Genomic DNA, 26843 nt, shown 5'->3' on the forward strand with positions numbered 1-26843 from the left:
GAGTGCCCACACAGATTGTCTGATAAATTGTTAAAGAGCAGTGCCGCTTCGTTTTCGCTGCGGCGCGGGGTGTGCATGTTACGCTTTCCCGCTTCAGAGTCAAGCATTTATTTTCGCTTATCTCTGCTAACCCGGCGGCGTGTATGCCGTTGTTCCGTGTCAGTGGAGGCGCATTATAGGGGGTAATTCTGAAGCTGCAAGGATAAAGTGAAAATTATTTACTGACTGCTCACTTTCCAGGCAATTTGCATCCCAGACCTCAATTCTGGCCTGGTTTTTAAACAAAAACGAGCCGCAAGCGGCCCGTTTTTGCGTTTTGTGACTTACTGCACTGCCACAATTTTGTCGTCGTTGGCTTCCAGACGGATAACTTTGCCCGGAATCAGCTCCCCGGAGAGTATCTGCTGCGCCAGTGGGTTTTCGATCTGTTGCTGGATTGCGCGTTTCAGCGGACGCGCCCCATAAACCGGATCGTACCCATTTGCACTCAAGAGCTTCAGCGCATCATCGGAGATGTGAATTTCATATCCACGCTCTTCCAGACGTTTATACAGACGCTGCAGCTGAATCTGCGCAATCGACGCAATATGTTTCTCACCCAGAGGATGGAACACTACCACTTCATCAATACGGTTAATGAACTCTGGACGGAAGCTATGGCTTACCACGCCCATCACCAGATCCTTCATATGGCCGTAGTCCAGTTCACCGAAACGTTCCTGAATCAAATCGGAACCCAGGTTCGAGGTCATGATCACTACCGTGTTACGGAAGTCGACCGTTCTCCCCTGGCCGTCAGTCAGCCGTCCATCGTCAAGAACCTGCAGCAGAATGTTGAACACATCCGGATGCGCTTTTTCCACTTCATCCAGCAGGATGACGGAATAAGGACGACGGCGCACCGCTTCTGTCAGGTAGCCACCTTCTTCATAACCCACATATCCTGGAGGCGCACCGACCAGTCGCGAAACGGAGTGTTTCTCCATAAACTCGGACATATCGATACGGACCATCGCGTCATCGCTGTCAAACATGAAGTTAGCCAGCGCCTTACACAGTTCGGTTTTACCGACACCCGTAGGCCCCAGGAACAGGAACGAACCGATCGGACGATTAGGGTCAGACAACCCTGCACGGCTACGGCGAATCGCATTAGAGACCGCTTCAACCGCCTCGTTCTGACCAATCACGCGCTGATGCAGATCCTGCTCCATGCGCAGCAGTTTGTCGCGTTCGCTTTCCATCATGCGCGCAACCGGAATACCGGTCCAGCGAGCCAGCACTTCAGCGATCTCCTCATCCGTTACTTTGTTTCGTAACAGACGCATCGTTTTGCCTTCCGACTGTGTGGCGATCTCAAGCTGTTTCTCAAGCTCAGGAATTTTGCCGTACTGCAGTTCAGACATTCGCGCCAGGTCACCCACACGACGCGCTTGCTCGATGGCAATTTTCGCCTGTTCCAGTTCAGCTTTAATTGTCTGAGTACCCGAGAGTGAAGCTTTCTCCGCTTTCCACTCTTCTTCCAGCTCAGAGTACTGACGCTCTTTATCGTCCAGTTCTTCGTTGAGCATATCCAGCCGTTTCTTACTGGCTTCATCAGACTCTTTCTTCAGTGCCTGCTGTTCCAGTTTGAGCTGGATGATGCGACGGTCGAGCCTGTCCAGCTCTTCCGGTTTCGAGTCAATCTGCATACGAATGCTCGAGGCCGCTTCATCAATAAGGTCGATTGCTTTATCGGGCAACTGACGGTCAGCGATATAACGATGCGAAAGCGTGGCCGCTGCAACAATCGCCGGGTCAGTAATCTGCACATGGTGGTGCAGTTCATAACGTTCTTTCAGCCCACGCAAGATCGCGATGGTATCTTCAACGCTTGGCTCAGCAACAAACACTTTCTGGAAACGACGTTCCAGCGCAGCATCTTTTTCGATGTACTGACGATACTCATCCAGTGTGGTAGCCCCTACGCAGTGAAGCTCCCCACGAGCCAGGGCTGGTTTCAGCATGTTACCGGCATCCATCGCGCCGTCCGCTTTACCCGCGCCGACCATGGTGTGCAGTTCGTCAATAAACAGAATGACGTTGCCTTCCTGTTTCGCCAGGTCGTTAAGCACGCCTTTCAGACGCTCTTCGAACTCACCGCGGTATTTCGCCCCGGCCACCAGCGCACCCATGTCGAGCGCCAGTACACGACGACCTTTCAGCCCTTCCGGCACTTCACCGTTCACAATGCGCTGCGCCAGACCTTCGACGATGGCGGTTTTACCGACCCCCGGCTCACCAATCAGCACCGGGTTGTTTTTGGTACGACGCTGCAGTACCTGGATAGTACGGCGAATCTCTTCATCACGGCCGATCACCGGGTCAAGCTTGCCCTGCTCGGCACGCTCGGTCAGGTCGACCGTAAATTTTTTCAAAGCCTGACGTTGGTCTTCGGCTCCCTGATCGTTCACGCTTTCACCTCCGCGCATTTTCTCAATCGCCTGAGTCACATTGGCGGTGGTTGCGCCGGCAGATTTCAGCAGGTCGGTCAAGGTACCGCGTGATTCAAGCGCCGCCAGAACGAAAAGTTCTGACGAAATAAAGTTGTCCCCACGTTTTTGCGCCAGCTTGTCGCAAAGATTCAGCACACGCACCAGATCCTGAGACGGCTGAACGTCGCCACCGGTACCTTCTACCTGGGGTAAACGGCTCAGAGCCTGATCGATGGCGGTGCGTAACTGGCCAGCATTAATGCCGGCAGACGTTAATAACGGACGTACCGATCCCCCTTCCTGATTCAACAAGGCGCTCATTAAATGAAGAGGTTCGATGAATTGGTTGTCGTGCCCCAGTGCAAGGGACTGGGCATCGGCGAGAGCAAGCTGGAATTTATTAGTAAGACGATCCAGACGCATAACTCCTCCCATAACAGGTCAAATTTGCTACTGGAGATTAAATGAGGTCATCCCTCAATTATTCAAGGTTAATGACCTGAATTATGTGAAAAGAAAACGGCACGTTCCGGATCGTCTTGATTCTTTAGGTTATATCAGCCAAATAAAACTTGCCATACGACCTGTCGTCTTGTCGCGGCGATAAGAGAAAAAATCACCCTTTTCGGTGAAGGTACAGCGATCGCCGCCGAAGATCTGCGTCACGCCGACATTATTCAGGCGCTGGCGGGCCAACAGGTAAATATCGGCCAAATATTTTTCACCGGCAGGAAGGAAAGCATCCGCGGCCTGCAGATCTTTCTCCATAAAGGCTTCTCGGACCTCGGGTCCCACTTCAAACGCACGAGGACCAATGGCCGGGCCGAGCCAGGCCATGATATTCGTAGGGTCATCTTTAAAGCAGGCGACGGTCTCTTCGAGCACACCTTCACACAGACCACGCCAGCCCGCATGCGCTGCTGCCACCTCGGTACCGGCACGGTTACAGAACAGAACCGGCAGGCAATCGGCAGTCATTACCGCACATACCGTTCCCGGGGTATCACTGTAAGACGCATCGGCCCGTTTAGACGCATAGGGTTCGCCCGTTAACGGCAGTACCGTTTTACCGTGAACCTGTTCCAGCCAGACCGGTTTCGACGGTAAATTCCCGGCAGCAAACAGGCGTTTGCGGTTTTCTTCAACGTGCTCCAGGTTGTCACCACAGTGTGCGCCGAGATTCAAAGATTCCCACGCGCCCTGGCTCACACCCCCGATACGGGTTGAACTGCAGGCAGCCACGCCCTCAGGCAGTGGCCACTCCGGGACAATCAGTTTGGTCATAACCAGTCCACTTGATCTTTATGTTCTTCAAAATCAACGCGCATGGCGTCAATAAGGTCGACCATATCCTGTGGGATCGGCGCGTGCCATTCCATCTGAATACCGGTGATAGGATGGTAAAGACGCAGCATCGTTGCGTGCAGCGCCTGGCGATCAAACTTACGCAGTACGCTAATGAACTCATCCGATGCACCTTTTGGCGGACGCGGACGACCACCGTAGACCTGATCGCCCACCAGCGGATGGGTAATGTGCGCCATATGAACACGGATCTGGTGAGTACGACCGGTTTCCAGACGCAGACGCAGACGCGTATGAATGCGGAAATGTTCCATAATGCGGTAGTGCGTCACCGCTGGCTTACCCATCGGATGCACCGACATATGGGTACGTTTGGTTGGGTGACGGCTGATAGGTTCTTCCACCGTACCGCCAGCGGTCATATGACCAATGGCCACCGCTTCATATTCGCGGGTGATTTCACGCAGCTGCAGAGATTCCACCAGACGTGTCTGAGCTGGAACGGTCTTTGCCACCACCATCAGACCCGTGGTGTCTTTATCCAGACGGTGAACGATGCCGGCGCGCGGAACATCCACGATAGGCGGGTAATAATGGAGAAGTGCGTTAAGCACTGTGCCATCAGGGTTCCCCGCGCCCGGATGAACAACCAGGTCACGTGGCTTGTTGATCACCAGGATGTCATCATCTTCATAGACGATGTTCAGCGGGATATCCTGCGGCTCGAAGCGGATATCCTCTTCGATTTCAGCATTGATGGCGACGGCTTCCCCACCTAACACTTTCTCTTTTGGTTTGTCCCAGATCTTGCCGTTTACCAGCACGCGCTGGTCAAGGATCCATTCTTTTATGCGTGAACGCGAATAATCAGGGAACAATTCGGCCAAAGCCTGATCTAAGCGTTGACCGAGCTGATTTTCGGAGACTGTTGCGGTGAGTTCTACTCGTTGTGCCATAAACTGCTTCTTCGTTTAACGTTGGGTTTTACGGCTTTGCCGTTTAATATAGTGTGCTATTGTAGCTGGTCTTAATCGGGAGCAGGAACAGAGTTTCTCCCGGACAAACATTTGAGGAAAGTCAAAACGTCATGACGCGCATGAAATATCTGGTGGCAGCGGCCACGTTGAGCCTGGCTTTGGTGGGCTGCTCCGGTTCAAATGAACAGGTCCCTGACAATCCGCCGAATGAAATCTATGCGACTGCACAACAAAAGTTGCAGGACGGTAACTGGAAACAGGCGATAACGCAACTGGAAGCGTTGGATAATCGCTATCCATTTGGTCCGTATTCGCAGCAGGTACAGTTAGATCTCATCTATGCCTACTATAAAAATGCCGATCTGCCGCTGGCTCAGGCAACCATCGATCGTTTCATGCGTCTGAACCCGACTCATCCTAACATCGATTACGTCATGTACATGCGCGGTCTTACCAACATGGCGCTGGACGACAGTGCCCTGCAAGGTTTCTTCGGTGTGGATCGTTCTGACCGTGACCCGCAGCATGCGCGTGATGCTTTCAACGACTTCTCCAAACTGGTGCGCGGCTACCCGAACAGCCAGTACGTCACTGACGCGACCAAACGTCTGGTGTTCCTGAAAGATCGTCTGGCGAAATACGAATACTCCGTTGCGGAATACTATACCCGCCGTGGCGCATGGGTTGCCGTGGTTAATCGTGTAGAAGGTATGCTGCGTGATTATCCGGATACACAGGCAACGCGTGATGGCCTGAAGCTGATGGAAAATGCTTACCGTCAGATGCAGATGACCGCACAGGCTGACAAAGTGGCAAAAATCATCGCCGCGAACAGCAGCAACACCTGATATTGCCTCAATGCGAAACGGCAGCCTTCGGGCTGCCGTTTTTTTATGCGTTCAGAGATCAGCTGAAGCGGTTTAGCCTCAACACATCCTATCAACTATGACCGCAAATTGGGCCTTCCACAAGGTAAATATCACCTCTTCCTGCCCTGCCTCACAAAAAACATTCCCTGACAAAAACCGACAAAATAACGTGATCTAAATCACACATTTTGACATTAGGACAGGTATGCTGGAATCACCAAGACGGAAAGACAAGAGGTAAAATTTATGACAATGAACATTACCAGTAAACAAATGGAAATTACTCCGGCAATCCGCCAACACGTCGCAGACCGTCTCGCCAAACTGGATAAATGGCAAACACATTTGATTAACCCACATATCATCCTGTCCAAGGAGCCGCAAGGTTTCATCGCTGACGCAACTATCAATACTCCAAACGGCCATCTGGTCGCCAGCGCAAAACATGAGGATATGTACACCGCTATTAACGATTTGATCAACAAGCTGGAACGGCAGCTCAATAAAGTGCAACACAAAGGTGAAGCCCGTCGCGCCGCAACGTCGGTGAAAGACGCCAGCTTCGCGGAAGAAGTTGAAGAAGAGTAATCCTTTAAATTGAGTTTACCGCCAACGCGCCTTCGGGCGCGTTTTTTATTGACAGCGTGAAAACAGTACGGGTACTTTAACGGTATCAACGACAGGATGATTTCATGAAACACACACCGTTTTTCTTCGCATTCTTTTTTACCTTCCCCTGATTGGGAGGCGTTTCGTCGTGTGATAAAGAATGCGAAGACGAACAACAAGGCCTCCCACACCGGGAGGCCTTTTTTATTAATAACGATAAACGAGACAGGCAACACTATGACACCGGAAAACCCGTTACTGGATCTGCGAGTGAAAATCAGCGCACTGGACGAAAAATTACTGGCCCTGCTGGCAGAACGTCGCACACTCGCCATCGAAGTGGGAAAAGCCAAGCTGGACTCCCATCGGCCGGTGCGTGATATTGACCGTGAACGCGACCTGCTGGAACGCCTGATTCAGCTTGGCAAAGCGCACCACCTCGACGCCCATTACATCACCCGTTTGTTCCAGCTCATCATCGAAGACTCCGTTCTGACCCAGCAAGCGCTACTCCAGCAGCATCTGAATAAAACGAACCCGCACTCTGCACGTGTCGCCTTCCTCGGCCCTAAAGGCTCTTACTCTCACCTTGCCGCGCGCCAGTACGCAGCACGTCATTTCGAAGAGTTTATTGAAAGCGGCTGCGCAAAATTTGCTGATATTTTCAATCAGGTCGAAACCGGACAGGCGGATTACGCCGTCGTACCGATTGAAAACACCAGCTCTGGTGCCATTAACGACGTGTACGATCTTCTGCAGCACACTACGCTGTCGCTGGTTGGCGAGATGACCATCCCTATCGATCACTGCGTACTGGTCTCTGGCTCAACCGACCTGAGCCAAATCGAGACGGTGTACAGTCACCCACAACCGTTCCAGCAGTGCAGTCAATTCCTCAACCGTTATCCGAACTGGAAAATTGAGTACACCGAAAGCACTTCTGCGGCGATGGAAAAAGTGATGCAGGCCAATTCCCCGGCGGTGGCCGCGCTTGGCAGCGAGGCGGGCGGAGCGCTGTATGGCCTGCAGGTACTGGAACGCAACCTGGCGAACCAGACGCAAAATATCACCCGCTTCGTGGTACTGGCCCGTAAAGCCATCAATGTCTCTGAGCAGGTTCCGGCTAAAACGACGCTGCTGATGGCGACCGGGCAGCAGGCGGGTGCGCTGGTTGAGGCCCTGCTGGTACTGCGTAACCACAACCTGATCATGACGAAGCTGGAATCTCGCCCGATTCATGGTAATCCGTGGGAAGAGATGTTTTATCTGGATATCCAGGCCAACCTGGAATCTGCATCCATGCAGAAAGCCCTGCGTGAACTGGGAGAAATCACCCGCTCAATGAAAGTGCTGGGCTGCTATCCGAGCGAAAACGTCGTGCCGGTTGACCCGGCTTAACGTTCGATAAAGCGGCTTTTCTTCATCCCTGCCACGCTGACGGGCAGGGTGAAGATGGCGCCGGAGAGCGGATACTGTGCCACTTCATCCGCATCCATATTTTCCCGCGTGGTCGTGATAAACAGGGTTTTCATATCCTCGCCGCCAAAGCAGACCATCGTCGGACAACGAACCGGCATGCGATGCTCTTCCAGTTGTTCCCCCTGCGGTGAAAAGCGCGCGATACGCCAGCCATCAAACATTGCGCTCCAGTAGCAGCCTTCTTCATCCATCGCAGCACCGTCGGGTATGCCCTCCCCCTCTTTAAAGCGGCGGAATATCTCGCGTTTCCCCGGCTCACCTTGCTCATCAAGCGGCGTGCGGTAGATAACGCCATTTGGCGTGTCAGAGGTGAACATCCACTGTTTGTCCGGGCTGAATGCCAGACCGTTGTGCCCGTGAATATCACACTGGATCACTTTCGGCGTCAGGTCATTATCGATACGCATCAGCATGGCGCCGTTGTAATCCCCCGGCCCCCAGAAGGTTCCCGCATAGAACCGTCCATGATGATCGGTACCGCCATCATTAAAACGCGCCAGTTGCGGGTTAGAGGGGTTATCACACACCTTGCGCTGAAGCAGGCCGTGCTTGTCAGCAAGCCAGATGCCATTGCGCATCGCGACGATAAAGCCGCCACGCTCACGCAGAGCGAAACAGCCTACTTCTTCATGGAAAGAGAGTACCGTGTGTTCCGCGGTAGGCAGATGATAACGGTGGATCTCCCCCTCCAGAATATCTGCCCAGTAGAGCGCATGCTCTTCGGCACTCCATGTCGGACATTCGGGCAGATGCCCGGTGTAATTCAACAGCGGCTGCGGTTCGGCCATAACAGTTCCCCAAAATGAAAAAAGCCAGCATTGCTGGCTTTTAGTATATACATCATCGCATTACTGGCGACTGTCATTTGCCTGACGCAAAAGCGTGCGGCTCTCACTCTGAAAACGTTGCGCATAATCGCCAAACCAGTGCTCGACTTTACGGAAGCTGTCGATAAACGCCTGTTTATCGCCATGCTCCAGCAAGGTGATCGCTTCACCAAACCGCTGGTAATAACGTTTGATAAGCGCCAGGTTGTTCTCAGAGGACATAATAATGTCGGCGTAAAGCTGTGGATCCTGAGCGAACAAACGCCCGACCATCGCCAGCTCCAGGCGATAGATCGGTGAAGAGAGCGCCAGCAGCTGTTCAAGCTGCACATTCTCTTCCGCCAGATGCAAACCGTAGGCAAAGGTCGCAAAGTGGCGCAGCGCCTGAATGAACGCCATGTTCTGATCGTGCTCTACCGCGCTGATCCGGTGCAACCTGGCACCCCATACCTGAATCTGTTCCAGGAACCACTGATAGGCCTCCGGCTGACGACCATCGCAGTACACCACAACCTGCTTCGCCAGGCTGCCACTGTCCGGACCAAACATCGGGTGCAGGCCAAGCACCGGGCCAGTATGCGCCGCCAGCATCGCCTGCAGGGGGCCATTTTTGACCGATGCAAGGTCAACCAGGATGCAATCTTTCGGCAACGGTGGAAGCTTGCCGATGATCTGCTCCGTCACGTGGATAGGCACGCTGACGATAACCATCCCCGCATCGGCCATCAGCGCTGGCGCGTGTTCCCAGTCCTCTTTTTCCAGAATGCGAACCTGATAACCAGAAAGCGTCAGCATTTTTTCAAACAGACGCCCCATCTGGCCCGCACCACCCACAATAACCACCGGGCGCAGGGACGGACAGAGGGTTTTGAAGCCCTTATCGTTTTCGCTGGAATAGGATTCCCGCATTACGCGACGCAAGACATCTTCAATCAGATCCGGCGAGACGCCCAGCGCCTGGGCCTCTTTGCGCCGCGAGGCCAGCATGGATGCCTCACGCTCCGGGACGTAAATCGGCAGGCCGTATTTGCTTTTTACCTCACCCACTTCGGCAACCAGAGCCATACGGCGCGCCAGCAGGTCCAGCAACGCCTTATCCACTTCATCAATTTGATCGCGTAACGCGGTCAATTCAGCAACCATAACTACCCTCTTAAGCCAGACGCGTCGCCAGCTGGCCGCTTAAATCTTTATGGATCTCACGCAGCAGCGCGTCGGTGGTTTCCCAGCTGATGCAGGCATCCGTGACGGATACGCCGTGCTTCATTGCGCTGCGCGGTTGTTCAGATGACTGATTGCCTTCATGAATATTGCTCTCAATCATCAGACCGATAATAGAACGGTTGCCATCTTTTATCTGTGCCACCACAGATTCCGCAACCGCAGGCTGACGACGGTAATCTTTATTCGAATTACCATGACTGCAATCTACCATCAGTGCCGGGCGCAGTCCCGCCTGCTCCATCTCTTTTTCACACTGTGCCACATCTGCCGGGCTGTAGTTCGGTGCTTTACCACCGCGCAGGATCACGTGACCATCCGGGTTACCCTGCGTTTGCAGAAGGCAAACCTGCCCCGCCTGGTTAATGCCAACAAAACGGTGCGGCATTGCCGCGGCACGCATGGCGTTAATTGCGGTGGCCAGGCTGCCATCGGTACCGTTTTTAAAACCAACCGGCATCGACAGACCAGACGCCATCTCGCGGTGGGTTTGTGATTCTGTGGTGCGTGCCCCAATGGCAGACCAGCTAAACAGGTCGCCCAGGTACTGCGGGCTGTTCGGATCCAGCGCTTCAGTGGCCAGCGGCAGCCCCATGCTGACCAGCTCCACCAGCAGACGACGCGCAATTTTCAGCCCTGCTTCCACATCAAACGAGCCATCCATGTGCGGATCGTTAATCAACCCTTTCCAGCCAACGGTGGTACGTGGCTTCTCAAAATAGACGCGCATTACCAGATAGAGGCTATCGCTGACCTCCTCCGCTAATGTTTTAAATCGACGAGCGTACTCAATGGCGGCTTCAGGATCGTGAATAGAACAAGGACCACATACCACCAGCAGGCGCGGATCGCGGCCAGCGATAATGTCTGAAATGGTCTGACGCGAGTGCTCAATTTGAGCCTCCTGCGCGACGCTCAGTGGGAATTCCGCTTTCAGTTGATCCGGAGTAATCAAAATCTGTTCGTCAGTGATGTGTACGTTGTTCAGCGCGTCTTTTTGCATGATTGCGATCCTGTAAAGCTCGTTTGCGATAGTTGTTTTCCTCGAAGAGGTGAAACAACGATACCATAACAAGTAAAGATTTCAATCCAAAATACGTACACTTTTCTTTACGAATGCCAATTTATTGCAAAAATCAGCAGCCAGAGCCGTAAACTTTAAATTACACCACTTACTTTCCGTTACCAGGCTATGCTGAAGAAAAAAGGAGAATGGCTATGCGTTCAATTGCTCTGGTGCTGTTGTCGCTCATTTTATCGGGTTGCCAAATCAATCCTTATACCTTCCACCCGGACTGGACCAGCCCCAGCTGGTTTGATGCAGGTAAAGAAGACGCCATGAATGGTCTGCCGGTTAAAGATAACCAGACGCTGGCCGATAATTTTAATGATCCGCATGTTGATCGTAGTGAATATCTCCGGGGATATGCAGACGGACAGAAGAAAGTGTGTGAAGAAGGTTTTCTCCACGCCTGGGGATTAGCGGGCAAATCTTTTCCTGCCAGCTGCGATACTGCTGAAAATGCAGCAAAACTGCACGAGTCATGGCAAAAAGGCATGGATGAAAGCATGCGCTCCAGCAGACTTAATTAAGCCTCTTTTTATTCACCGGAATATAACAAAGTGTAGGATTTAGCTTAGGTCGAGGCAGGGAAAATTCTGACATAATGACGGCTTTGGTAAACAATGGTATTCTGCCCACAACTCTTAAGGACATCTATTTCCGGAGCGAAGTGGCGGATTCTGGTGAGAAATTTATTCTTGATCTCTTTTTTCCGACTCACTCTGGTGCTAATGCTGTTCCTTATGGTGGGCCCAGCAGCGGCAGGCACGTTCACCGAAACCGATAAATCGGTACGTTCGATCGTTTCAGGTATTGTGAGCTACACCCGATGGCCGTCACTTTCCGGCCAGCCAAAACTCTGTGTTTATGCTTCTTCTCACTACACGCATGCACTCACCAGCAAGGACGGGCAAAGCGAATTACCTTATACCCCCGTTATTGTGCGTAACGATCAGGAAGCCCTGTCCGCGACGTGTGATGCTATTTATTTCGGGGCGGAATCCCCCGTAAAACAACGTGAATTAATAAGTCAGTATCAGGGCAGAGCATTGCTATTAATCTCAGAGCAAAATCCGGAATGTATTATTGGCAGCGCCTTTTGCCTGATAATTGATCGCAACCATGTCCGGTTTTCCGTCAATCTGGATGCGCTGACTCGCAGTGGCGTGAGAGTCAATCCGGATGTATTAATGCTCGCACGGAATAAGCAGCATGGATAAAGATTTCACTTCAGCGCCACGTCCGACGTTTAAAAGAACACTCAGACGAATCAGCATGATAAGCGTCATCATCACGATGACATTAATATGGCTGCTCCTCTGTTTTGCCTCCGTCGTGACATTAAAGCAATACGCACAAAAGAATCTCGAATTAACCGGCGCCACCATGAGCCACAGCCTTGAAGCCTCCCTGGTGTTCAACGATTCAGTGGCAGCCAATGAAACGCTTGCCGCCCTTGGCAAACAGGGCCAGTTTGCCGTGGCTGAAGTCCTCAACGTGCACAAAAAACGCTTTGCGTACTGGTCGTGGAACCCGGCGGATAACAACGACACTCTGGGCGCACTGGTCAGCCGCTGGCTTTTCCCCGAGCCGATTTCCCAGCCCGTATTCCATAACGGCTCAACGATTGGCGAAATACGCCTTACCGCGCGTGACAGCCTGATAAGCCACTTCATCTGGATGTCGTTTGCCGTTCTCACCGGCTGTATTCTGTTTGCGACGGTGGTCGCACTGACCATTACGCAATCCTTGCATCACGGCATGGTTACAGCGCTGAAAAACATTACTGACGTCGTTCATGACGTACGCACTAACCGTAACTTCTCCCGACGGGTGAAAGACGGGCGCATTGAAGAATTTCACCAGTTTGGCGAGGACTTCAACAGCCTTCTGGATGAAATGGAGGAGTGGCAGCTTAAACTGCAGGCGAAAAACGCCCAGCTATTACGCACCGCCATGCACGACCCGCTGACGGGTCTTGCCAACCGTGCGGCGTTTCGTAACAGCATCGCGGCATTAATGAATGACCCCTCAGCAAAAACAAACTCGGCCCTGCTCTTCCTCGACGGTGATAATTTTAAGTTTATTAATGACACCTGGGGACACGCGGCAGGAGACTGTGTGCTGATTGAAGTCGCCAGAAGAATGGTCGAGTTCGGTGATAAGCGCCATCAGTCATACCGCCTTGGCGGCGACGAGTTTGCCATGGTGCTGTACGGCGTCCATTCAGAGCCTGAGGTTCAACATCTTTGTGCTGCCTTATCGCAGCAGTTTATCCGCCCGTTCGAATTGCATAACGGGCAAAAAGCATCAATGTCACTCAGTATTGGCTTTGCTCTGGCGTGGGAAAATGGTTCTGTGGAAGCATTACTGGAGAAAGCCGACCGCAATATGTACCTGGTTAAAAACCAGCGTACAAAAACGATAAATTAGAAGGGAAACGATATGTTAAAGCGATACTTCGCGCCGTTGTTATTAGCCTCAGTCGTGCTGGCAGGTTGCCAGTCACCGCCGCAAGGCAAGTTCACTCCTGAGCAAATTGCGGCGATGAAGTCTTACGGTTTTAACGAACTGAACGGCGACTGGTCTCTTGGCCTGTCAGATACCATCCTGTTTGATAAAAATGACGCCAGGCTGCGTGCGGAAAGTGAAACGCAGATCAAGACCATGGCCTCTCGCCTCGCGGCAACCGGCCTGAACCACGCGCGTATGGACGGTCACACGGACAACTACGGCGAAGAGCGCTACAACGAAGCGCTGTCATTGAAACGTGCAAATGCGGTAGCCGACGCCTGGGCGAAGGGAGCCAATATCCCGCGCAGCAACCTCACCACGCAGGGGTTAGGCAAAAAATACCCTGTTGCGAGCAACAGTACTGCAAAAGGGCGCGCTGAAAACCGCCGGGTTGCGGTGGTGATCAGCACGCCATAAGGTTATTTAACCGATGATTCTGCGAGCGACACGCCTCTTGCCGCTCGCCAGCGCAGCCAGTCGACCAGCACAAACAGGGCCAGACTCACACCCATCACCGGCATCGCCAGCCCCAGCAGGACACTCACTATCGCCGTGACGGCTCTTCCCCATCCCGATAGCGCCAGCCAGCTCTGACAGAGCGTCTGAACCGGGTTCACGGCCGATTGCGCCGGACGACGCATCCACCACATCCGGTATCCCCAGACGATCAGCACGCACAGGGCAATACCGAACGCGATCAGCAACAGCTGATTGGCCAGCCCAAACAAGATCCCCATGTGGAAATCCACGCCCCAGCGGGTCAGTTTTGCCATTAAGGGGAAATCTTCAAACCGGGTTCTGTCCAGAATGTGCATGGCGTGCGGATCGACCGACACCGCGTCGACCTGAGTCGGCCAGCTGCGATCGATTTCCGTCACGGTCCAGGCCTGTTCAGCCGTTTTCGCCGGGCGGATTTCGAGCTTGCTGGCATCTATACCCGCCGTGCGGGCGGCATGCAGGACGTCATCAAAAAGCGTCGGATCCATCACCATCGCGGGCATCATCATCCCGCTATGATGCCCCCGGTGCTCAGCGTGCTCGTCCATGATGGCAGGCACACCGGAGAGCGTAGTATTGACCTGCGGCGTAAGCCAGTTCATCCGGGCACGCAGTGTATCCACGTTACCGCCCGCCCACTGAGACCACGTCAGGCCTGTCGCTGAGAACAATAACATTCCCCCCAGCAACACCCAGCCCAGTGCCACATGCACACGACGGCGGTTCTGGAAACGGTTGTTCATCCGACGTTTTGGTCGGGTGTAAAACCACAGGGCGATTCCCCCCAGCGCGGCAACCCACATCCAGGAGGCGGCCAGCTCGCTATAGAGCCGCCCGACATCGCCAAGCATCAACGAGGTGTGCAGATAATCGATGGTCTGGCGCAACGGCAGAATGCCACTCGTGCCGTACACCGTCATATCGCCCCGCACCTCAAGGCTCACGGGATCCACAAAGATAGCGCGGTTCTCCGACGGGCCAAGCGCCGGGTCAGCGAACATCACGCGGGTAGTATCACCGTCAACCAGCCCCGGACGAACGGCATGCAGGCGCAGATCTGAACCCACGGCGTTTTCCGCCACGGCAATCTGCTCGGCCAGAGGCCGTGCCTCTCCCACCGAATCCGTGTGCAACGCGTGCCGGTAGAGCGTGTTTTCCAGCTGCGGCGTCGCCACATACAGCGTACCGGTCAGCGCGGCGAAGAAGATAAACGGGCCAACAAACAGCCCGACATAGAAATGGAGTCGACGCAGCAGGTTTCCCCATGCCGCGCGCGGAGTGCAGGTAGTCATACTTTTCCTTTTTAAGGCAAAAAGTTATCGATTTTTTTTAAAGGGAAAAAGCAGACTGCCGCGGCGGCGCGCGGGTATCAGGAAAGAGCCAGTGGAAAAAGTGCCAGTGGCTGACCGGCGGTTGCGGCGGTGTAACGCGACTCCTTTGCAGTACCACACTGAGCAGTACAATCAGCGCCAGCATCACGCCCGGTACATGCGCTAACAGTACACAGTAGCCACACGCTTCCGCATGGTCTACGGGCATCGAGTGCGGCATATCGCCATGGTGTTCATCCATCGACATCATGCTCATGTCATGATGCATTCCCGGCATGGCGCTCATGGGATCTTTTTGCAGCGAGATGGAGATAAGCGGCGCAACCACGATCAGCAGGATCGCAAACAGCGCGGTCAAAGCCGCTGCGCGTTTCCAGTTATGCCGATGCAGTACGTTATCCACTTTCCCTCCCGTTAAGAGGCCAGCATTGTAAATGATTTATGACGAAAGGGTTAATGCGAGAGGTGCGATGGAATAAAAAAGGGCCAGCCTTTCGGCCAGCCCTTTTTAACAGGATGTCGCTTAAGCGAATCTTAGTTCAGACGCTCTTTAATACGAGCAGACTTACCAGTACGCTCACGCAGGTAGTACAGTTTAGCTTTACGTACAGCACCACGACGTTTAACAGCAATGCTGTCAACTACCGGAGAGTGAGTCTGGAAGACACGCTCAACGCCTTCGCCGTTGGAAATTTTACGAACAGTGAATGCAGAGTGCAGACCGCGGTTACGAATAGCGATAACCACGCCCTCGAATGCCTGCAGACGTTTTTTGGAACCTTCAACAACCCATACTTTCACTTCCACGGTGTCACCTGGACGGAAGGAAGGTACGTCCTGCTTCATCTGCTCTTGTTCAAGTTGCTTAATAATGTTGCTCATAATTTAATCTCTTATCCTGGGTAAACTGATATTCGGGAGCGTATTACGCATTCCCATCATGTTCATGCTGCTGTTGCGCGTGTTCTTTTTTGAACTCGGCCAGCAACTTTGCTTGCTCTTCAGTCAGAGCCAGGTTTTCCAGAAGTTCAGGTCTTCTAAGCCAGGTTCGGCCCAGCGACTGCTTCAAACGCCAGCGACGTATCTCAGCATGGTTTCCTGACAGTAACACCGCCGGTACTTCCATCCCTTCTAACACTTCAGGACGAGTATAGTGTGGACAGTCCAGCAACCCATCAGCAAAGGAATCTTCCGTTGCCGAAGCTTCATGGCCCAGTACACCCGGAATGAACCGGGCAACGGAGTCAATCAGCGTCATCGCTGGTAACTCACCACCGCTGAGTACGTAATCGCCGATAGACCATTCTTCGTCAATCTCGGTTTGAATTACGCGCTCATCTATTCCTTCGTAGCGACCACAGACCAGAATCAATTTTTGATTCGTCGCCAGTTCGCTGACGCCCGCTTGATCAAGCTTGCGTCCCTGAGGTGACAGATAAATCACCTTCGCGCCTTCACCTGCCGCGGCTTTTGCTGTATGAATGGCGTCCCGTAAGGGTTGCACCATCATTAACATCCCCGGTCCGCCGCCGTAAGGACGATCGTCCACGGTACGGTGCCGGTCATGCGTAAAGTCACGAGGACTCCAGCTCTGGATGTTCAGCAGGCCATTCTTTACTGCCCGGCCAGTTACCCCGTAATCGGTAATCGCGCGGAACATTTCAGGAAACAGGCTAATTATGCCAATCCACATAGCGCCGTCTTTTACCGTTTATCCGGAGAATTTAAAAACCAGGATCCCAATCTACTTCAATCGTTTGAGTAGCGAGATCGACTTTCTTGATAACCTGTCCATCGAGGAACGGAACCAACCGCTCCTTGATGCCAAATGCATCTTTCAGGTTTGCCCTAATGACGAGAACGTCATTTGACCCGGTTTCCATCATGTCGATGACTTTCCCCAGGCTATAACCTTCAGTGGTGACCACCTGGCAACCCATAAGGTCTTTCCAGTAGTAGTCGCCCTCTTCCAGCTGCGGCAACTGCGACGAATCCACGATAATTTCACAATTAGTCAGTGCATTCGCGGCATCACGATCGTCAATGCCTTTCAGCTTGATGATGATGTCCTGATTGTGGTGACGCCAGCTTTCCAGCTCGACCTCTTCCCACTTACCGGCTTTCTGGATAAACCAGGGCTGGTAATTAAAAATGCTATCAGCGTCTTCAGTGGAGGAAAACACTCTGAGCCAACCACGAATACCGTAGCAAGAACCCATTTTGCCCAATACAATCGGTTCAACAGGTGCTTTATTGCTCATCATGACCACCGTGACAGATTAAGCTGCTTTGTTTGCTGCTTTGATCAGCGTAGCAACGCGATCGGAAACAGTAGCGCCCTGGCCAACCCAGTGAGCGATACGATCCAGATCCAGACGGGTTTCTTCTTCAGAACCAGAAGCGATCGGGTTGAAGAAACCAACGCGCTCAATGAAGCGACCGTTGCGTGCATTACGGCTGTCAGTAACAACAACCTGGTAGAACGGACGCTTTTTAGCGCCGTGACGTGCTAAACGAATAGTTACCATAACATCCTCTTGTGTGAATAAAACAACCGGGCCCCATCGAGGAACGGAGCCCGGGTGTCATATTAAAAGCCCGAAAATTTTACTGATTTCTGGGGAAAATGCAATCAGCAGTTAAAACTCTGCTGCAAAACACGGCCAGGGTGTGCTTTTCGGGCACACCCCGGCATTAAAATGGCCAACAGCCAGGCGATTAACGGCCAGGGAATCCTGGCGGCATCATGCCCTTCATGCCACGCATCATCTTCGCCATGCCGCCTTTCTTCATTTTCTTCATCATGCGCTGCATGTCGTCGAACTGTTTCAGAAGGCGGTTTACGTCCTGCACCTGCATGCCGCAACCGGCTGCGATACGGCGTTTGCGGGACCCTTTGATGATGTCCGGGTTAGCACGTTCCTTGAGGGTCATCGAGTTGATGATCGCCTCCATACGCACCAGCACCTTGTCATCCATCTGCGCTTTTACGTTGTCAGGGATCTGGCCCATGCCCGGCAGTTTGCCCATCAGGCTTGCCATGCCGCCCATGTTTTTCATCTGACGCAGCTGCTCAAGGAAATCGGTCAGGTCAAAGCCGTCGCCTTTTTTCAGCTTGCTGGCCAGCTTCTCAGCCTGGGCGCGGTCAACCTTGCTCTCGATATCTTCGATAAGCGACAGCACGTCGCCCATGCCGAGGATACGGGAGGCGATACGGTCTGGGTGGAATGGCTCCAGCGCTTCGGTTTTCTCACCCACACCGAGGAATTTAATCGGCTTGCCGGTGATATGACGAATCGAAAGCGCCGCACCGCCGCGGGCGTCACCGTCCACTTTGGTCAGCACTACGCCGGTTAACGGCAGCGCTTCGTTAAACGCTTTCGCGGTGTTCGCCGCATCCTGACCGGTCATGGCGTCAACAACAAACAGGGTCTCTACCGGATTGATAGCGGCATGCACCTGTTTGATCTCATCCATCATCGCTTCGTCAACGTGCAGACGACCGGCGGTATCCACCAGCAGCACGTCGTAGAATTTCAGCTTCGCCTCTTTCAGCGCCGCGTTAACGATGTCGACAGGCTTCTGGGCAACGTCAGACGGGAAGAAATCCACGCTGACCTGCTGCGCCAGGGTTTCCAGCTGTTTAATCGCCGCCGGGCGATAGACGTCCGCAGAAACGACCAGCACTTTTTTCTTGTGCTTTTCACGCAGGAATTTACCCAGCTTACCCACACTGGTGGTTTTACCCGCACCCTGCAGGCCCGCCATCAGCACGACGGCCGGTGGCTGTGCCGCCAGGTTAAGCACCTGGTTCTCTTCGCCCATCGCCGAAACCAGTTCGTTACGGACGATTTTGACGAACTCCTGACCCGGGGTCAGGCTCTTGTTAACTTCATGACCAACCGCCTTCTCTTTAACGCGGTTGATAAAATCACGAACAACCGGCAACGCGACGTCTGCTTCCAGCAGCGCCATGCGCACTTCGCGCAGCGTTTCCTTGATGTTGTCTTCGGTAAGGCGTCCGCGGCCGCTGATGTTGCGCAGCGTGCGCGACAAACGATCGGTTAAATTATCAAACATTGTCTCTCGCCTGAGTAGAAACGTTGGGTCGCTGGCAGCGACACATACACAGAATTTTGCCGGAGTATAACATGAAGGCGGCTTTGTTGTTATGCAACGGTTGGAGCAGGCGTCACGTAACGTTATACTGCTTCTCTTTCTTATTAAGACAACTGTCGATGCCTATATGCCTGTTTTCGCACTGATCGCCCTTGTTGCCTACTCCGTCAGCCTCGCGCTGATCATTCCTGGACTGCTGCAAAAAAACAGCGGCTGGCGACGCATGGCTATTCTTTCGGCGGTGATCGCACTGATAAGCCATGCGTTCGCGCTGGAATCGCGCATTATCCCCGGCGATGGCAGCGTACAGAACCTGAGCGTGCTCAACGTCGGCTCGCTGGTCAGCCTGATGATTTGTACGGTGATGACCATTGTCGCCTCTAAAAACCGTGGCTGGCTGCTACTGCCGATTGTGTATGCCTTCGCGCTAATCAACCTGGCCCTGGCCACGTTTATGCCCAATGAGTTTATTACGCATCTGGAAGCGACGCCGGGAATGCTGGTGCATATCGGCCTGTCACTCTTCGCTTATGCAACGCTCATTATCGCCGCGCTCTATGCCATGCAGCTCGCCTGGATTGACTACCAGCTGAAAAACAAAAAGCTGGCCTTTAACCATGAGATGCCGCCGCTGATGGTGATTGAGCGTAAGATGTTCCACATCACGCAGGTCGGTGTCGTGCTGCTGACGTTAACGCTGTGCACGGGCCTGTTTTATATGAAAAACCTGTTCAGCGTGGAGAATATCGATAAAGCGGTCCTCTCCATCATCGCGTGGTTTGTCTATATTGTCCTGTTATGGGGCCATTATCATGAAGGCTGGCGCGGTCGTCGCGTGGTCTGGTTCAACGTCGCGGGCGCGGGCATTCTCACCCTTGCCTATTTTGGCAGCCGCTTCATACAGCAATTTGCTGGCTAAGTAACAAAGGAGTTCCCCCTGGAACACATCTCTACCACCACGCTGATCATTACGCTGATCGTCATGGTGGTCATCTCCGCCTATTTCTCCGGCTCGGAAACCGGCATGATGACCTTAAACCGCTACCGGTTACGTCATCGTGCTAAGCAGGGTAACCGTGCCGCCCGTCGCGTCGAAAAACTGCTGCGTCAACCGGATCGTCTGATCAGTCTGGTACTCATCGGTAACAACCTCGTCAACATTCTTGCCTCTGCACTCGGTACCATCGTCGGGATGCGCCTGTACGGCAACGCCGGCGTCGCCATTGCCACCGGCGTGCTGACCTTTGTGGTGCTGGTGTTTGCAGAAGTGCTGCCTAAAACCATCGCCGCGCTCTACCCGGAAAAAGTGGCCTACCCCAGCAGCTTCCTGCTGGCACCGCTGCTGATCCTGATGATGCCGCTGGTCTGGTTACTGAACATGGTGACGCGTGTTCTGATGCGGATGATCGGTATCAAAGCAGACGTCACCATCAGCAGCGCGCTCAGCAAAGAAGAGCTGCGCACCATCGTGCATGAATCGCGCTCGCAGATCTCCCGGCGTAATCAGGACATGCTGCTGTCGGTACTGGATCTGGAAAAGGTCAGCGTTAACGACATCATGGTGCCGCGTAACGAGATCGTCGGCATTGATATCAATGACGACTGGAAAGCCATCGTCCGCCAGCTGACCCACTCCCCGCACGGTCGTATCGTGCTGTACCGCGACTCTCTGGACGATGCCATCAGCATGCTGCGCGTGCGCGAAGCTTATCGTCTGATGACCGAGAAAAAAGAGTTCACCAAAGAGGTGATGCTCCGCGCCGCCGACGAAATTTATTACGTGCCGGAAGGAACGCCGCTCAGCACCCAACTGGTGAAGTTCCAGCGTAACAAGAAGAAGGTCGGCCTGGTGGTCAATGAGTACGGCGATATTCAGGGCCTGGTGACGGTTGAAGATATTCTGGAAGAGATTGTCGGGGACTTTACCACCTCAATGTCCCCTTCCCTTGCGGAAGAAGTCACCCCGCAAAACGACGGCTCGGTGCTGATCGACGGTAGCGCGAACATTCGCGAGCTCAATAAAGCCTTTAACTGGCATTTACCGGAAGATGAAGCGCGCACCATAAACGGGATGATTCTGGAAGCACTGGAAGAGATCCCGGCGGCGGGCACGCGGGTGCGCATTGAGCAATACGATATTGATATCCTGGACGTGCAGGACAATATGATTAAGCAGGTGAAAGTCCTGCCGGTAAAACCGATTCGGGAAAGTATTGCTGAGTAGAGAGTAGGCCGGGTACGGCGCAAGCCGCCACCCGGCACTACAGATGGCAAATTACGCTTTCGCTTTCGCCACGGTAACCATTGCAGCACGAATGGTACGACCGTTCAGGGTATAACCTTTCTGCATCACGCCAAGCACTTTACCGGCTTCAACGTCTTCTGATTCCACCATCGCAATCGCCTGGTGCACGTTTGGATCCAGCGGAACGTTGGTATCGCCAACCACTTCCACGCCAAACTTACGTACCACATCCAGCATGGATTTCAGCGTCAGTTCGATACCTTCGATCATCGCGGTGTTGTCCGGGTTAGCTTTATCAGCCACTTCCAGTGCGCGATCCAGGCTATCAATCACCGGCAGCAGTTCGTTGATGAATTTCTCCAGCGCAAATTTATGCGCCTTCTCAACGTCCTGCTCGGTACGACGGCGCAGGTTTTCCATTTCCGCCTTGATGCGCAGAACACTGTCGCGTTCGCGATTCTGTGCTTCTACCAGCTGAGCTTCCAGATTCGCAATTTTTTCATCGCGCGGGTCCACCTGCTCAGCAGATGCGTCCGGCTCTACAGCCTCAACATCATCGTGCTGTTCCGTGATAATTTCTTCAGGGGCTTGCCCCTCAGGCGTTTTCTGTTCTTTACTACTCATGAATTTCTCCGCGTTTTTCTGCATTCATATCGCTAACTTCGCTTATTATGGGGATCAGTTTCCGGGATTCAAGGGAACAAGACAGATTGTCATCATTCATCAGGCACAAGGACCTCCAGAAAATGAATAATCATTTCAGGTGTATTGGGATCGTCGGGCATCCGCGTCACCCTACCGCATTGACGACACATGAAATGTTGTATCGCTGGCTGTGTAGCAAAGGCTATGAAGTGATGGTCGAGCAGCAGATTGCTCAGGAGCTGCAGCTGAAGAGCGTCAAAACCGGCACGCTGGCGGAAATTGGCCAGCAGGCGGATCTCGCCGTGGTGGTCGGTGGCGACGGCAATATGCTCGGCGCGGCCCGAACGCTCGCACGTTATGACATCAAGGTCATTGGTATCAACCGCGGCAATCTCGGCTTTCTGACCGACCTCGATCCGGACAACGCCCAGCAGCAGCTGGCCGACGTGCTGGAAGGTCATTATATCAGCGAAAAACGCTTTTTGCTGGAAGCGCAGGTGTGTCAGCAGGACTGCCAGAAGCGCATCAGCACCGCGATTAATGAAGTGGTGCTCCACCCCGGCAAAGTGGCGCACATGATTGAGTTCGAAGTCTATATCGACGAAATCTTCGCCTTCTCGCAGCGTTCTGACGGGCTGATTATCTCCACGCCGACAGGGTCGACTGCCTACTCGCTCTCTGCGGGTGGCCCGATCCTCACCCCTTCACTGGATGCCATCACCCTGGTACCGATGTTCCCGCACACGCTCTCGGCGCGTCCGCTGGTGATCAACAGCAGCAGCACCATTCGTCTGCGTTTCTCGCACCGCCGTAACGATCTGGAGATCAGCTGCGACAGCCAGATTGCGCTGCCTATTCAGGAAGGTGAAGATGTTCTCATTCGTCGGTGTGATTACCACCTGAATCTTATTCATCCGAAAGATTACAGCTATTTCAATACATTAAGCTCGAAGCTTGGCTGGTCAAAAAAATTGTTCTGATTTTGCATCCAGTACTTTACTGTATATAAAACCAGTTTATACTGTATGAAAACACAGTCATGGTTTTTCATACAGGAAAACAATTATGCTGGCACAACTGACCATCAGCAACTTTGCCATAGTTCGTGAGCTTGAGATCGATTTCCACAGCGGCATGACGGCGATCACCGGGGAAACCGGTGCGGGTAAATCCATTGCCATAGATGCCCTCGGCTTGTGCCTCGGCGGCCGTGCAGAAGGTGACATGGTGCGCATGGGCGCAAACCGTGCCGATCTCTGCGCTCGCTTCTCCCTGAAAGATACCCCTGCCGCCCTGCGCTGGCTCGAAGAGAACCAGCTGGAAGACGGACGTGAGTGTTTACTTCGTCGCGTTATCAGCAGCGATGGTCGTTCCCGCGGCTTTATCAACGGCACTGCAGTCCCGCTTTCCCAGCTTCGCGAGCTCGGCCAGTTACTCATTCAGATCCACGGCCAGCACGCGCACCAGCAACTCATTAAACCGGAGCAGCAGAAAGCGCTGCTTGATGGCTATACTGGTGAGTACGCACTTACTCAGCGCATGGCGGAGCACTATCGCCAGTGGCATCAAAGCTGCCGTGAGCTTGCCCAGCACCAGCAGCAAAGCCAGGAGCGTGCCGCCCGCGCTGAGCTTCTGGAATACCAGCTTAAAGAACTCAACGAATTTAGCCCGCAGGCGGGTGAATTTGAGCTTATCGACGAAGAGTACAAGCGCCTGGCTAACAGCGGTCACCTGCTCTCAACCAGCCAGAATGCCCTTAACATGCTGGCTGACGGTGAAGACGTGAACCTGCAGAGCCAGCTGTATAATGTTCGTCAGCTCATCACCGAGCTGGCCGGCATGGACAGCAAACTCTCTGGCGTACTGGATATGCTGGAAGAGGCCGCGATTCAGATTTCAGAAGCCAGTGACGAACTGCGCCACTACTGTGAACGTCTGGATCTCGACCCGAACCGTCTGTTTGAACTGGAGCAACGCATCTCCCGTCAGATCTCGCTGGCGCGTAAGCACCACGTTACGCCAGAGGAGCTGCCTGGCTACTATCAGTCTCTGGTTGATGAACAACAGCAGCTTGACGATCAGGCTGACTCGCTGGAAACCCTGTCACTGGCGGTGAACCTGCACCATGAACAGGCGCTGACGACGGCGAAACAGCTGCATGAGATCCGTCAACATTACGCCCAGGAACTGAGCCAGCACATCACCGACAGCATGCACACGCTGGCGATGCCGCACGGCGTATTCACCATCGATGTCCGTTTCGAAGAGAACCATCTGACGGCGGAAGGTGCGGACCGTATCGAATTCCGCGTCACCACCAACCCGGGGCAGCCGTTGCAGCCCATCTCTAAAGTGGCTTCCGGCGGTGAACTGTCGCGTATCGCGCTGGCGATTCAGGTGATTACCGCACGTAAAATGGAAACCCCGGCGCTGATTTTCGATGAAGTGGATGTGGGGATCAGCGGCCCAACAGCGGCAGTCGTCGGCAAACTGTTGCGCCAGTTGGGTGAATCAACGCAGGTCATGTGTGTTACCCACCTGCCGCAGGTGGCCGGGTGTGGCCATCATCACTTTATCGTCAGCAAAGAAACTGACGGTGAAATGACGGAAACGCACATGAAGCCACTGGATAAACGCGCACGTCTGCAGGAGCTGGCACGCCTGCTGGGCGGCAGTGAAGTCACGCGAAATACGCTCGCGAACGCGAAAGAACTGCTGGCGGCATAAACTTTTTCGGGATCTCAGGGTCATAGAGAACAACAAAAACGCCGCCAGACCGGTTTCAAAGTGGGGCAAGGTCTATTATCATCGGCATATAACATATGAGCCGCGTTCTGCTCGGGCCCGAAAAGGAATCAAATCACTATGCGTTGTAAAATGCTGACCGCTGCCGCAGCGGTTCTTCTGATGTTGACCGCAGGCTGTTCCACTCTGGAGAAAGTGGTTTACCGTCCTGATATCAACCAGGGGAACTACCTTACCCCTAACGATGTGTCCAAAATCCGTGTGGGGATGACACAACAGCAGGTCGCTTATGCACTTGGAACCCCAATGATGTCCGATCCGTTCGGCACAAACACCTGGTTCTATGTATTCCGTCAGCAGCCGGGCCATGAAGACGCGTCCCAGCAGACCCTGACGCTGACCTTCAGCAGCGCCGGTGTGTTGACCAACATCGACAACAAGCCTGCCCTGACCAAATAATCAGGTGTCAGAGATGCAAAAAGGTGCTCAATGAGCACCTTTTTTGTTTTCCTTCATCCCCCTCGCCCCTTTGAGATCAGGCTTAAGGTGAAGAGCGAACTACTTACCCGATTTCTCCGCACGCTGACGACGCAGCTCTTTCGGGTCGGCAATCAGCGGGCGATAAATTTCGACCCTGTCACCCTCATTCACCACATCAGCCAGTTTGACCGGACGGCTGTAAATGCCGACTTTATTTTTCGCCAGGTCGATGTCACGACGAAGCTCAAGGATGCCAGAAGCGCGAATAGCCGCCTCAACGGTCGCACCTTCGTCCAGCATCACACGCTGCAGATATTGCTTCTCCGGCAGCGCATACACCACCTCGACAGCTATCTTATGCGACACTGTAAACCTCTTTGGCGCGGGTCGTGAACGCCTGAACCATATTCGAGGCCAGCTCTTTAAAGATGCGGCCAAACGCCAGCTCAATCAGTTTATTGGTAAACTCAAAGTCCAGCTGGAACTCGATGCGACAGGCATCAGCGCTGAGGGGGGTAAACTTCCAGCCACCCATCAGGGTTTTAAACGGACCATCTACCAGATGCATCAAAATACTCTGATTGCTCGTCAGCGTATTGCGGGTGGTGAACGTCTTGCTGATCCCCGCTTTGGAGACATCGACCGCCGCCGTCATCTGCGTCGGGCCAGACTCCAGCACGCGGCTCCCGGTACATCCCGGAATAAATTCTGGATAAGACTGAACGTCGTTCACTAACTGATACATTTGTTCCGCGCTGTATGGAACAAGCGCAGTACGGCTAATCTGAGGCATAGCATTTCCCATGGTCACACAACCGACAAATAATAACATTTATCACCTGTTAAAAAAACGCTAAGCCTCATCTCGTGCTAATATAGCGCGTTAGACCTCACAGGACGCAATGAGGTGACTTTTTGAAATCAGATTACCGATGGCTTTACGATACTTATGACGAAGAAAAAAGCACATAAACCAGGCTCGGCGACCATTGCGCTCAACAAGCGTGCTCGCCACGAGTATTTTATTGAAGAAGAATTCGAAGCTGGCCTTGCATTGCAGGGCTGGGAAGTAAAATCGCTGCGTGCCGGGAAAGCCAACATCGGTGATAGCTATGTGATCCTGAAAGATGGCGAAGCCTTCCTGTTCGGTGCCAACTTCACGCCGCTGACCGTCGCCTCGTCACACTACGTGTGTGACCCAACGCGTACCCGTAAGCTGCTGTTGAACAAGCGCGAACTGGAGTCCCTTTATGGGCGCATTAACCGTGAAGGCTTCACCGTGGTTGCCCTGTCGCTGTACTGGAAAAATGCCTGGTGCAAAGTGAAAGTTGGCGTCGCGAAGGGTAAAAAACAGCACGACAAACGTACCGATCTGAAAGAGCGCGAATGGCAGCTCGACAAAGCACGTATTATGAAAAACGCAGGACGTTGATTCTGCGCAC

At 53.4% G+C, this 26843-nt stretch carries 30 protein-coding genes and 1 other annotated feature; of the genes, 14 read left to right on the forward strand and 16 right to left on the reverse strand.

Annotated elements, in window-relative coordinates; genetic code table 11:
- Positions 1-323: 323 nt before the first annotated feature.
- The 3 genes from clpB to rluD all read right to left on the reverse strand — a co-directional run bounded on the left by clpB (position 324) and on the right by rluD (position 4735).
- Positions 324-2897: an ATP-dependent chaperone ClpB gene (clpB, locus tag QMG44_RS17760; RefSeq protein ID WP_032680474.1), complete on the reverse strand. Its 2574-nt coding sequence runs from the start codon at positions 2895-2897 to the stop codon at positions 324-326.
- A 129-nt stretch (positions 2898-3026) separates the two neighbouring features.
- Positions 3027-3758, reverse strand: coding sequence for a purine nucleoside phosphorylase YfiH (gene yfiH, locus QMG44_RS17765; protein ID WP_232937675.1), 732 nt, complete (start codon positions 3756-3758; stop codon positions 3027-3029).
- Positions 3755-4735: a 23S rRNA pseudouridine(1911/1915/1917) synthase RluD gene (gene rluD, locus QMG44_RS17770; protein ID WP_014171235.1), complete on the reverse strand. Its 981-nt coding sequence runs from the start codon at positions 4733-4735 to the stop codon at positions 3755-3757. Before rluD ends, yfiH begins: the two co-directional genes overlap by 4 nt.
- A gap of 131 nt (positions 4736-4866) precedes the next feature.
- Between rluD and bamD the strand changes: the two genes are divergently transcribed.
- The 4 genes from bamD (at position 4867) to pheA (ending at position 7632) form a co-directional block, all read left to right on the forward strand.
- On the forward strand, positions 4867-5604 hold the full coding sequence (gene bamD, locus QMG44_RS17775) for an outer membrane protein assembly factor BamD (protein ID WP_013098339.1): 738 nt from the start codon (positions 4867-4869) through the stop codon (positions 5602-5604).
- Positions 5605-5871: 267 nt separating this feature from the next.
- A complete protein-coding gene (gene raiA, locus QMG44_RS17780; RefSeq protein ID WP_003863162.1) occupies positions 5872-6213 on the forward strand; it encodes a ribosome-associated translation inhibitor RaiA in 342 nt (113 codons plus the stop codon).
- 103 nt (positions 6214-6316) lie between these two features.
- Positions 6317-6442: a sequence feature (Phe leader region), on the forward strand.
- Complete coding sequence (gene pheL, locus QMG44_RS17785; RefSeq protein WP_001386991.1) at positions 6318-6365, forward strand: pheA operon leader peptide PheL; 48 nt, start codon at positions 6318-6320, stop codon at positions 6363-6365. Its footprint overlaps the feature before it by 48 nt.
- A 29-nt stretch (positions 6443-6471) precedes the next feature.
- The gene (gene pheA, locus QMG44_RS17790; RefSeq protein ID WP_063156742.1) at positions 6472-7632 is read left to right on the forward strand and encodes a bifunctional chorismate mutase/prephenate dehydratase; all 1161 of its coding nucleotides are present in this window, start codon (positions 6472-6474) and stop codon (positions 7630-7632) included.
- Here pheA and QMG44_RS17795 read toward each other — a convergent pair.
- From QMG44_RS17795 to aroF, 3 genes are read right to left on the reverse strand one after another with little or no spacing between them, the layout of a single operon-like run.
- On the reverse strand, positions 7629-8501 hold the full coding sequence (locus QMG44_RS17795) for an SMP-30/gluconolactonase/LRE family protein (RefSeq protein ID WP_014171237.1): 873 nt from the start codon (positions 8499-8501) through the stop codon (positions 7629-7631). The two genes, pheA and QMG44_RS17795, sit on opposite strands and share 4 nt — an antisense overlap.
- Positions 8502-8561: 60 nt before the next feature.
- A complete protein-coding gene (tyrA, locus tag QMG44_RS17800) occupies positions 8562-9683 on the reverse strand; it encodes a bifunctional chorismate mutase/prephenate dehydrogenase (RefSeq protein WP_014171239.1) in 1122 nt (373 codons plus the stop codon).
- Between the two features lie 10 nt (positions 9684-9693).
- On the reverse strand, positions 9694-10764 hold the full coding sequence (gene aroF / locus QMG44_RS17805) for a 3-deoxy-7-phosphoheptulonate synthase AroF (protein WP_025203434.1): 1071 nt from the start codon (positions 10762-10764) through the stop codon (positions 9694-9696).
- 215 nt (positions 10765-10979) lie between these two features.
- Here aroF and QMG44_RS17810 point away from each other — a divergent pair, with 215 nt between their 5' ends.
- From QMG44_RS17810 to QMG44_RS17825, 4 genes are all read left to right on the forward strand, one after another.
- Entirely contained in the window at positions 10980-11354 is a 375-nt protein-coding gene (locus QMG44_RS17810; protein ID WP_020883919.1) for a DUF2799 domain-containing protein, read from the forward strand.
- A gap of 201 nt (positions 11355-11555) precedes the next feature.
- Entirely contained in the window at positions 11556-12044 is a 489-nt protein-coding gene (locus QMG44_RS17815) for a YfiR family protein (protein ID WP_074147062.1), read from the forward strand.
- Positions 12037-13257, forward strand: a complete 1221-nt coding sequence (gene dgcN, locus QMG44_RS17820) for a diguanylate cyclase DgcN (RefSeq protein ID WP_086532204.1) — start codon at positions 12037-12039, stop codon at positions 13255-13257. Before QMG44_RS17815 ends, dgcN begins: the two co-directional genes overlap by 8 nt.
- A 12-nt stretch (positions 13258-13269) precedes the next feature.
- Positions 13270-13755 carry an OmpA family protein gene (locus QMG44_RS17825; protein WP_014171244.1) on the forward strand — a complete coding sequence of 162 codons (486 nt, stop codon included), beginning with the start codon at positions 13270-13272 and terminating at the stop codon, positions 13753-13755.
- Between the two features lie 2 nt (positions 13756-13757).
- Here the strand turns inward: QMG44_RS17825 and QMG44_RS17830 are convergent, their stop codons facing one another.
- From QMG44_RS17830 to ffh, 7 genes are all read right to left on the reverse strand, one after another.
- Positions 13758-15128 (reverse strand): PepSY domain-containing protein, encoded by a 1371-nt coding sequence (locus tag QMG44_RS17830; RefSeq protein ID WP_086532203.1) that lies wholly within the window; start codon positions 15126-15128, stop codon positions 13758-13760.
- Between the two features lie 37 nt (positions 15129-15165).
- Complete coding sequence (locus QMG44_RS17835) at positions 15166-15570, reverse strand: DUF2946 domain-containing protein (RefSeq protein ID WP_281853212.1); 405 nt, start codon at positions 15568-15570, stop codon at positions 15166-15168.
- Between the two features lie 131 nt (positions 15571-15701).
- A complete protein-coding gene (gene rplS / locus QMG44_RS17840; RefSeq protein WP_002914145.1) occupies positions 15702-16049 on the reverse strand; it encodes a 50S ribosomal protein L19 in 348 nt (115 codons plus the stop codon).
- Between the two features lie 43 nt (positions 16050-16092).
- The gene (gene trmD / locus QMG44_RS17845) at positions 16093-16860 is read right to left on the reverse strand and encodes a tRNA (guanosine(37)-N1)-methyltransferase TrmD (protein ID WP_014171247.1); all 768 of its coding nucleotides are present in this window, start codon (positions 16858-16860) and stop codon (positions 16093-16095) included.
- Between the two features lie 31 nt (positions 16861-16891).
- A complete protein-coding gene (gene rimM / locus QMG44_RS17850; protein WP_032670210.1) occupies positions 16892-17431 on the reverse strand; it encodes a ribosome maturation factor RimM in 540 nt (179 codons plus the stop codon).
- Between the two features lie 15 nt (positions 17432-17446).
- Positions 17447-17695: a 30S ribosomal protein S16 gene (gene rpsP, locus QMG44_RS17855; RefSeq protein WP_014171249.1), complete on the reverse strand. Its 249-nt coding sequence runs from the start codon at positions 17693-17695 to the stop codon at positions 17447-17449.
- Positions 17696-17885: 190 nt separating this feature from the next.
- Entirely contained in the window at positions 17886-19247 is a 1362-nt protein-coding gene (gene ffh, locus QMG44_RS17860; protein WP_014171250.1) for a signal recognition particle protein, read from the reverse strand.
- Positions 19248-19413: 166 nt separating this feature from the next.
- Between ffh and QMG44_RS17865 the strand changes: the two genes are divergently transcribed.
- Together QMG44_RS17865 and QMG44_RS17870 are read left to right on the forward strand one after the other, a co-directional pair.
- Positions 19414-20205 (forward strand): inner membrane protein YpjD, encoded by a 792-nt coding sequence (locus QMG44_RS17865; RefSeq protein WP_003863130.1) that lies wholly within the window; start codon positions 19414-19416, stop codon positions 20203-20205.
- An 18-nt stretch (positions 20206-20223) separates the two neighbouring features.
- Entirely contained in the window at positions 20224-21510 is a 1287-nt protein-coding gene (locus QMG44_RS17870; RefSeq protein ID WP_032670206.1) for an HlyC/CorC family transporter, read from the forward strand.
- Between the two features lie 51 nt (positions 21511-21561).
- On the opposite strand, the gene grpE is transcribed toward QMG44_RS17870, so the two are convergent.
- On the reverse strand, positions 21562-22155 hold the full coding sequence (gene grpE, locus QMG44_RS17875; RefSeq protein WP_020883911.1) for a nucleotide exchange factor GrpE: 594 nt from the start codon (positions 22153-22155) through the stop codon (positions 21562-21564).
- A gap of 122 nt (positions 22156-22277) precedes the next feature.
- Here grpE and nadK point away from each other — a divergent pair, with 122 nt between their 5' ends.
- The 3 genes from nadK (at position 22278) to bamE (ending at position 25380) form a co-directional block, all read left to right on the forward strand.
- The gene (gene nadK, locus QMG44_RS17880) at positions 22278-23156 is read left to right on the forward strand and encodes an NAD(+) kinase (protein ID WP_020883909.1); all 879 of its coding nucleotides are present in this window, start codon (positions 22278-22280) and stop codon (positions 23154-23156) included.
- An 85-nt stretch (positions 23157-23241) separates the two neighbouring features.
- Positions 23242-24903, forward strand: a complete 1662-nt coding sequence (recN, locus tag QMG44_RS17885; protein WP_086532202.1) for a DNA repair protein RecN — start codon at positions 23242-23244, stop codon at positions 24901-24903.
- Positions 24904-25041: 138 nt separating this feature from the next.
- A complete protein-coding gene (gene bamE, locus QMG44_RS17890; RefSeq protein WP_014171256.1) occupies positions 25042-25380 on the forward strand; it encodes an outer membrane protein assembly factor BamE in 339 nt (112 codons plus the stop codon).
- A 99-nt stretch (positions 25381-25479) separates the two neighbouring features.
- Here bamE and QMG44_RS17895 read toward each other — a convergent pair whose 3' ends face one another.
- Positions 25480-25767, reverse strand: coding sequence for an RnfH family protein (locus tag QMG44_RS17895; RefSeq protein ID WP_020883907.1), 288 nt, complete (start codon positions 25765-25767; stop codon positions 25480-25482).
- Positions 25757-26194, reverse strand: a complete 438-nt coding sequence (locus tag QMG44_RS17900) for a type II toxin-antitoxin system RatA family toxin (RefSeq protein ID WP_024908332.1) — start codon at positions 26192-26194, stop codon at positions 25757-25759. Before QMG44_RS17900 ends, QMG44_RS17895 begins: the two co-directional genes overlap by 11 nt.
- A 156-nt stretch (positions 26195-26350) precedes the next feature.
- Between QMG44_RS17900 and smpB the strand changes: the two genes are divergently transcribed.
- The gene (gene smpB / locus QMG44_RS17905) at positions 26351-26833 is read left to right on the forward strand and encodes an SsrA-binding protein SmpB (RefSeq protein WP_008502505.1); all 483 of its coding nucleotides are present in this window, start codon (positions 26351-26353) and stop codon (positions 26831-26833) included.
- The last annotated feature ends 10 nt before the right edge of the window (positions 26834-26843 follow it).

The organism is Enterobacter sp. 200527-13 (assembly GCF_027924865.1).
In the GTDB taxonomy this organism is placed as follows: domain Bacteria; phylum Pseudomonadota; class Gammaproteobacteria; order Enterobacterales; family Enterobacteriaceae; genus Enterobacter; species Enterobacter ludwigii.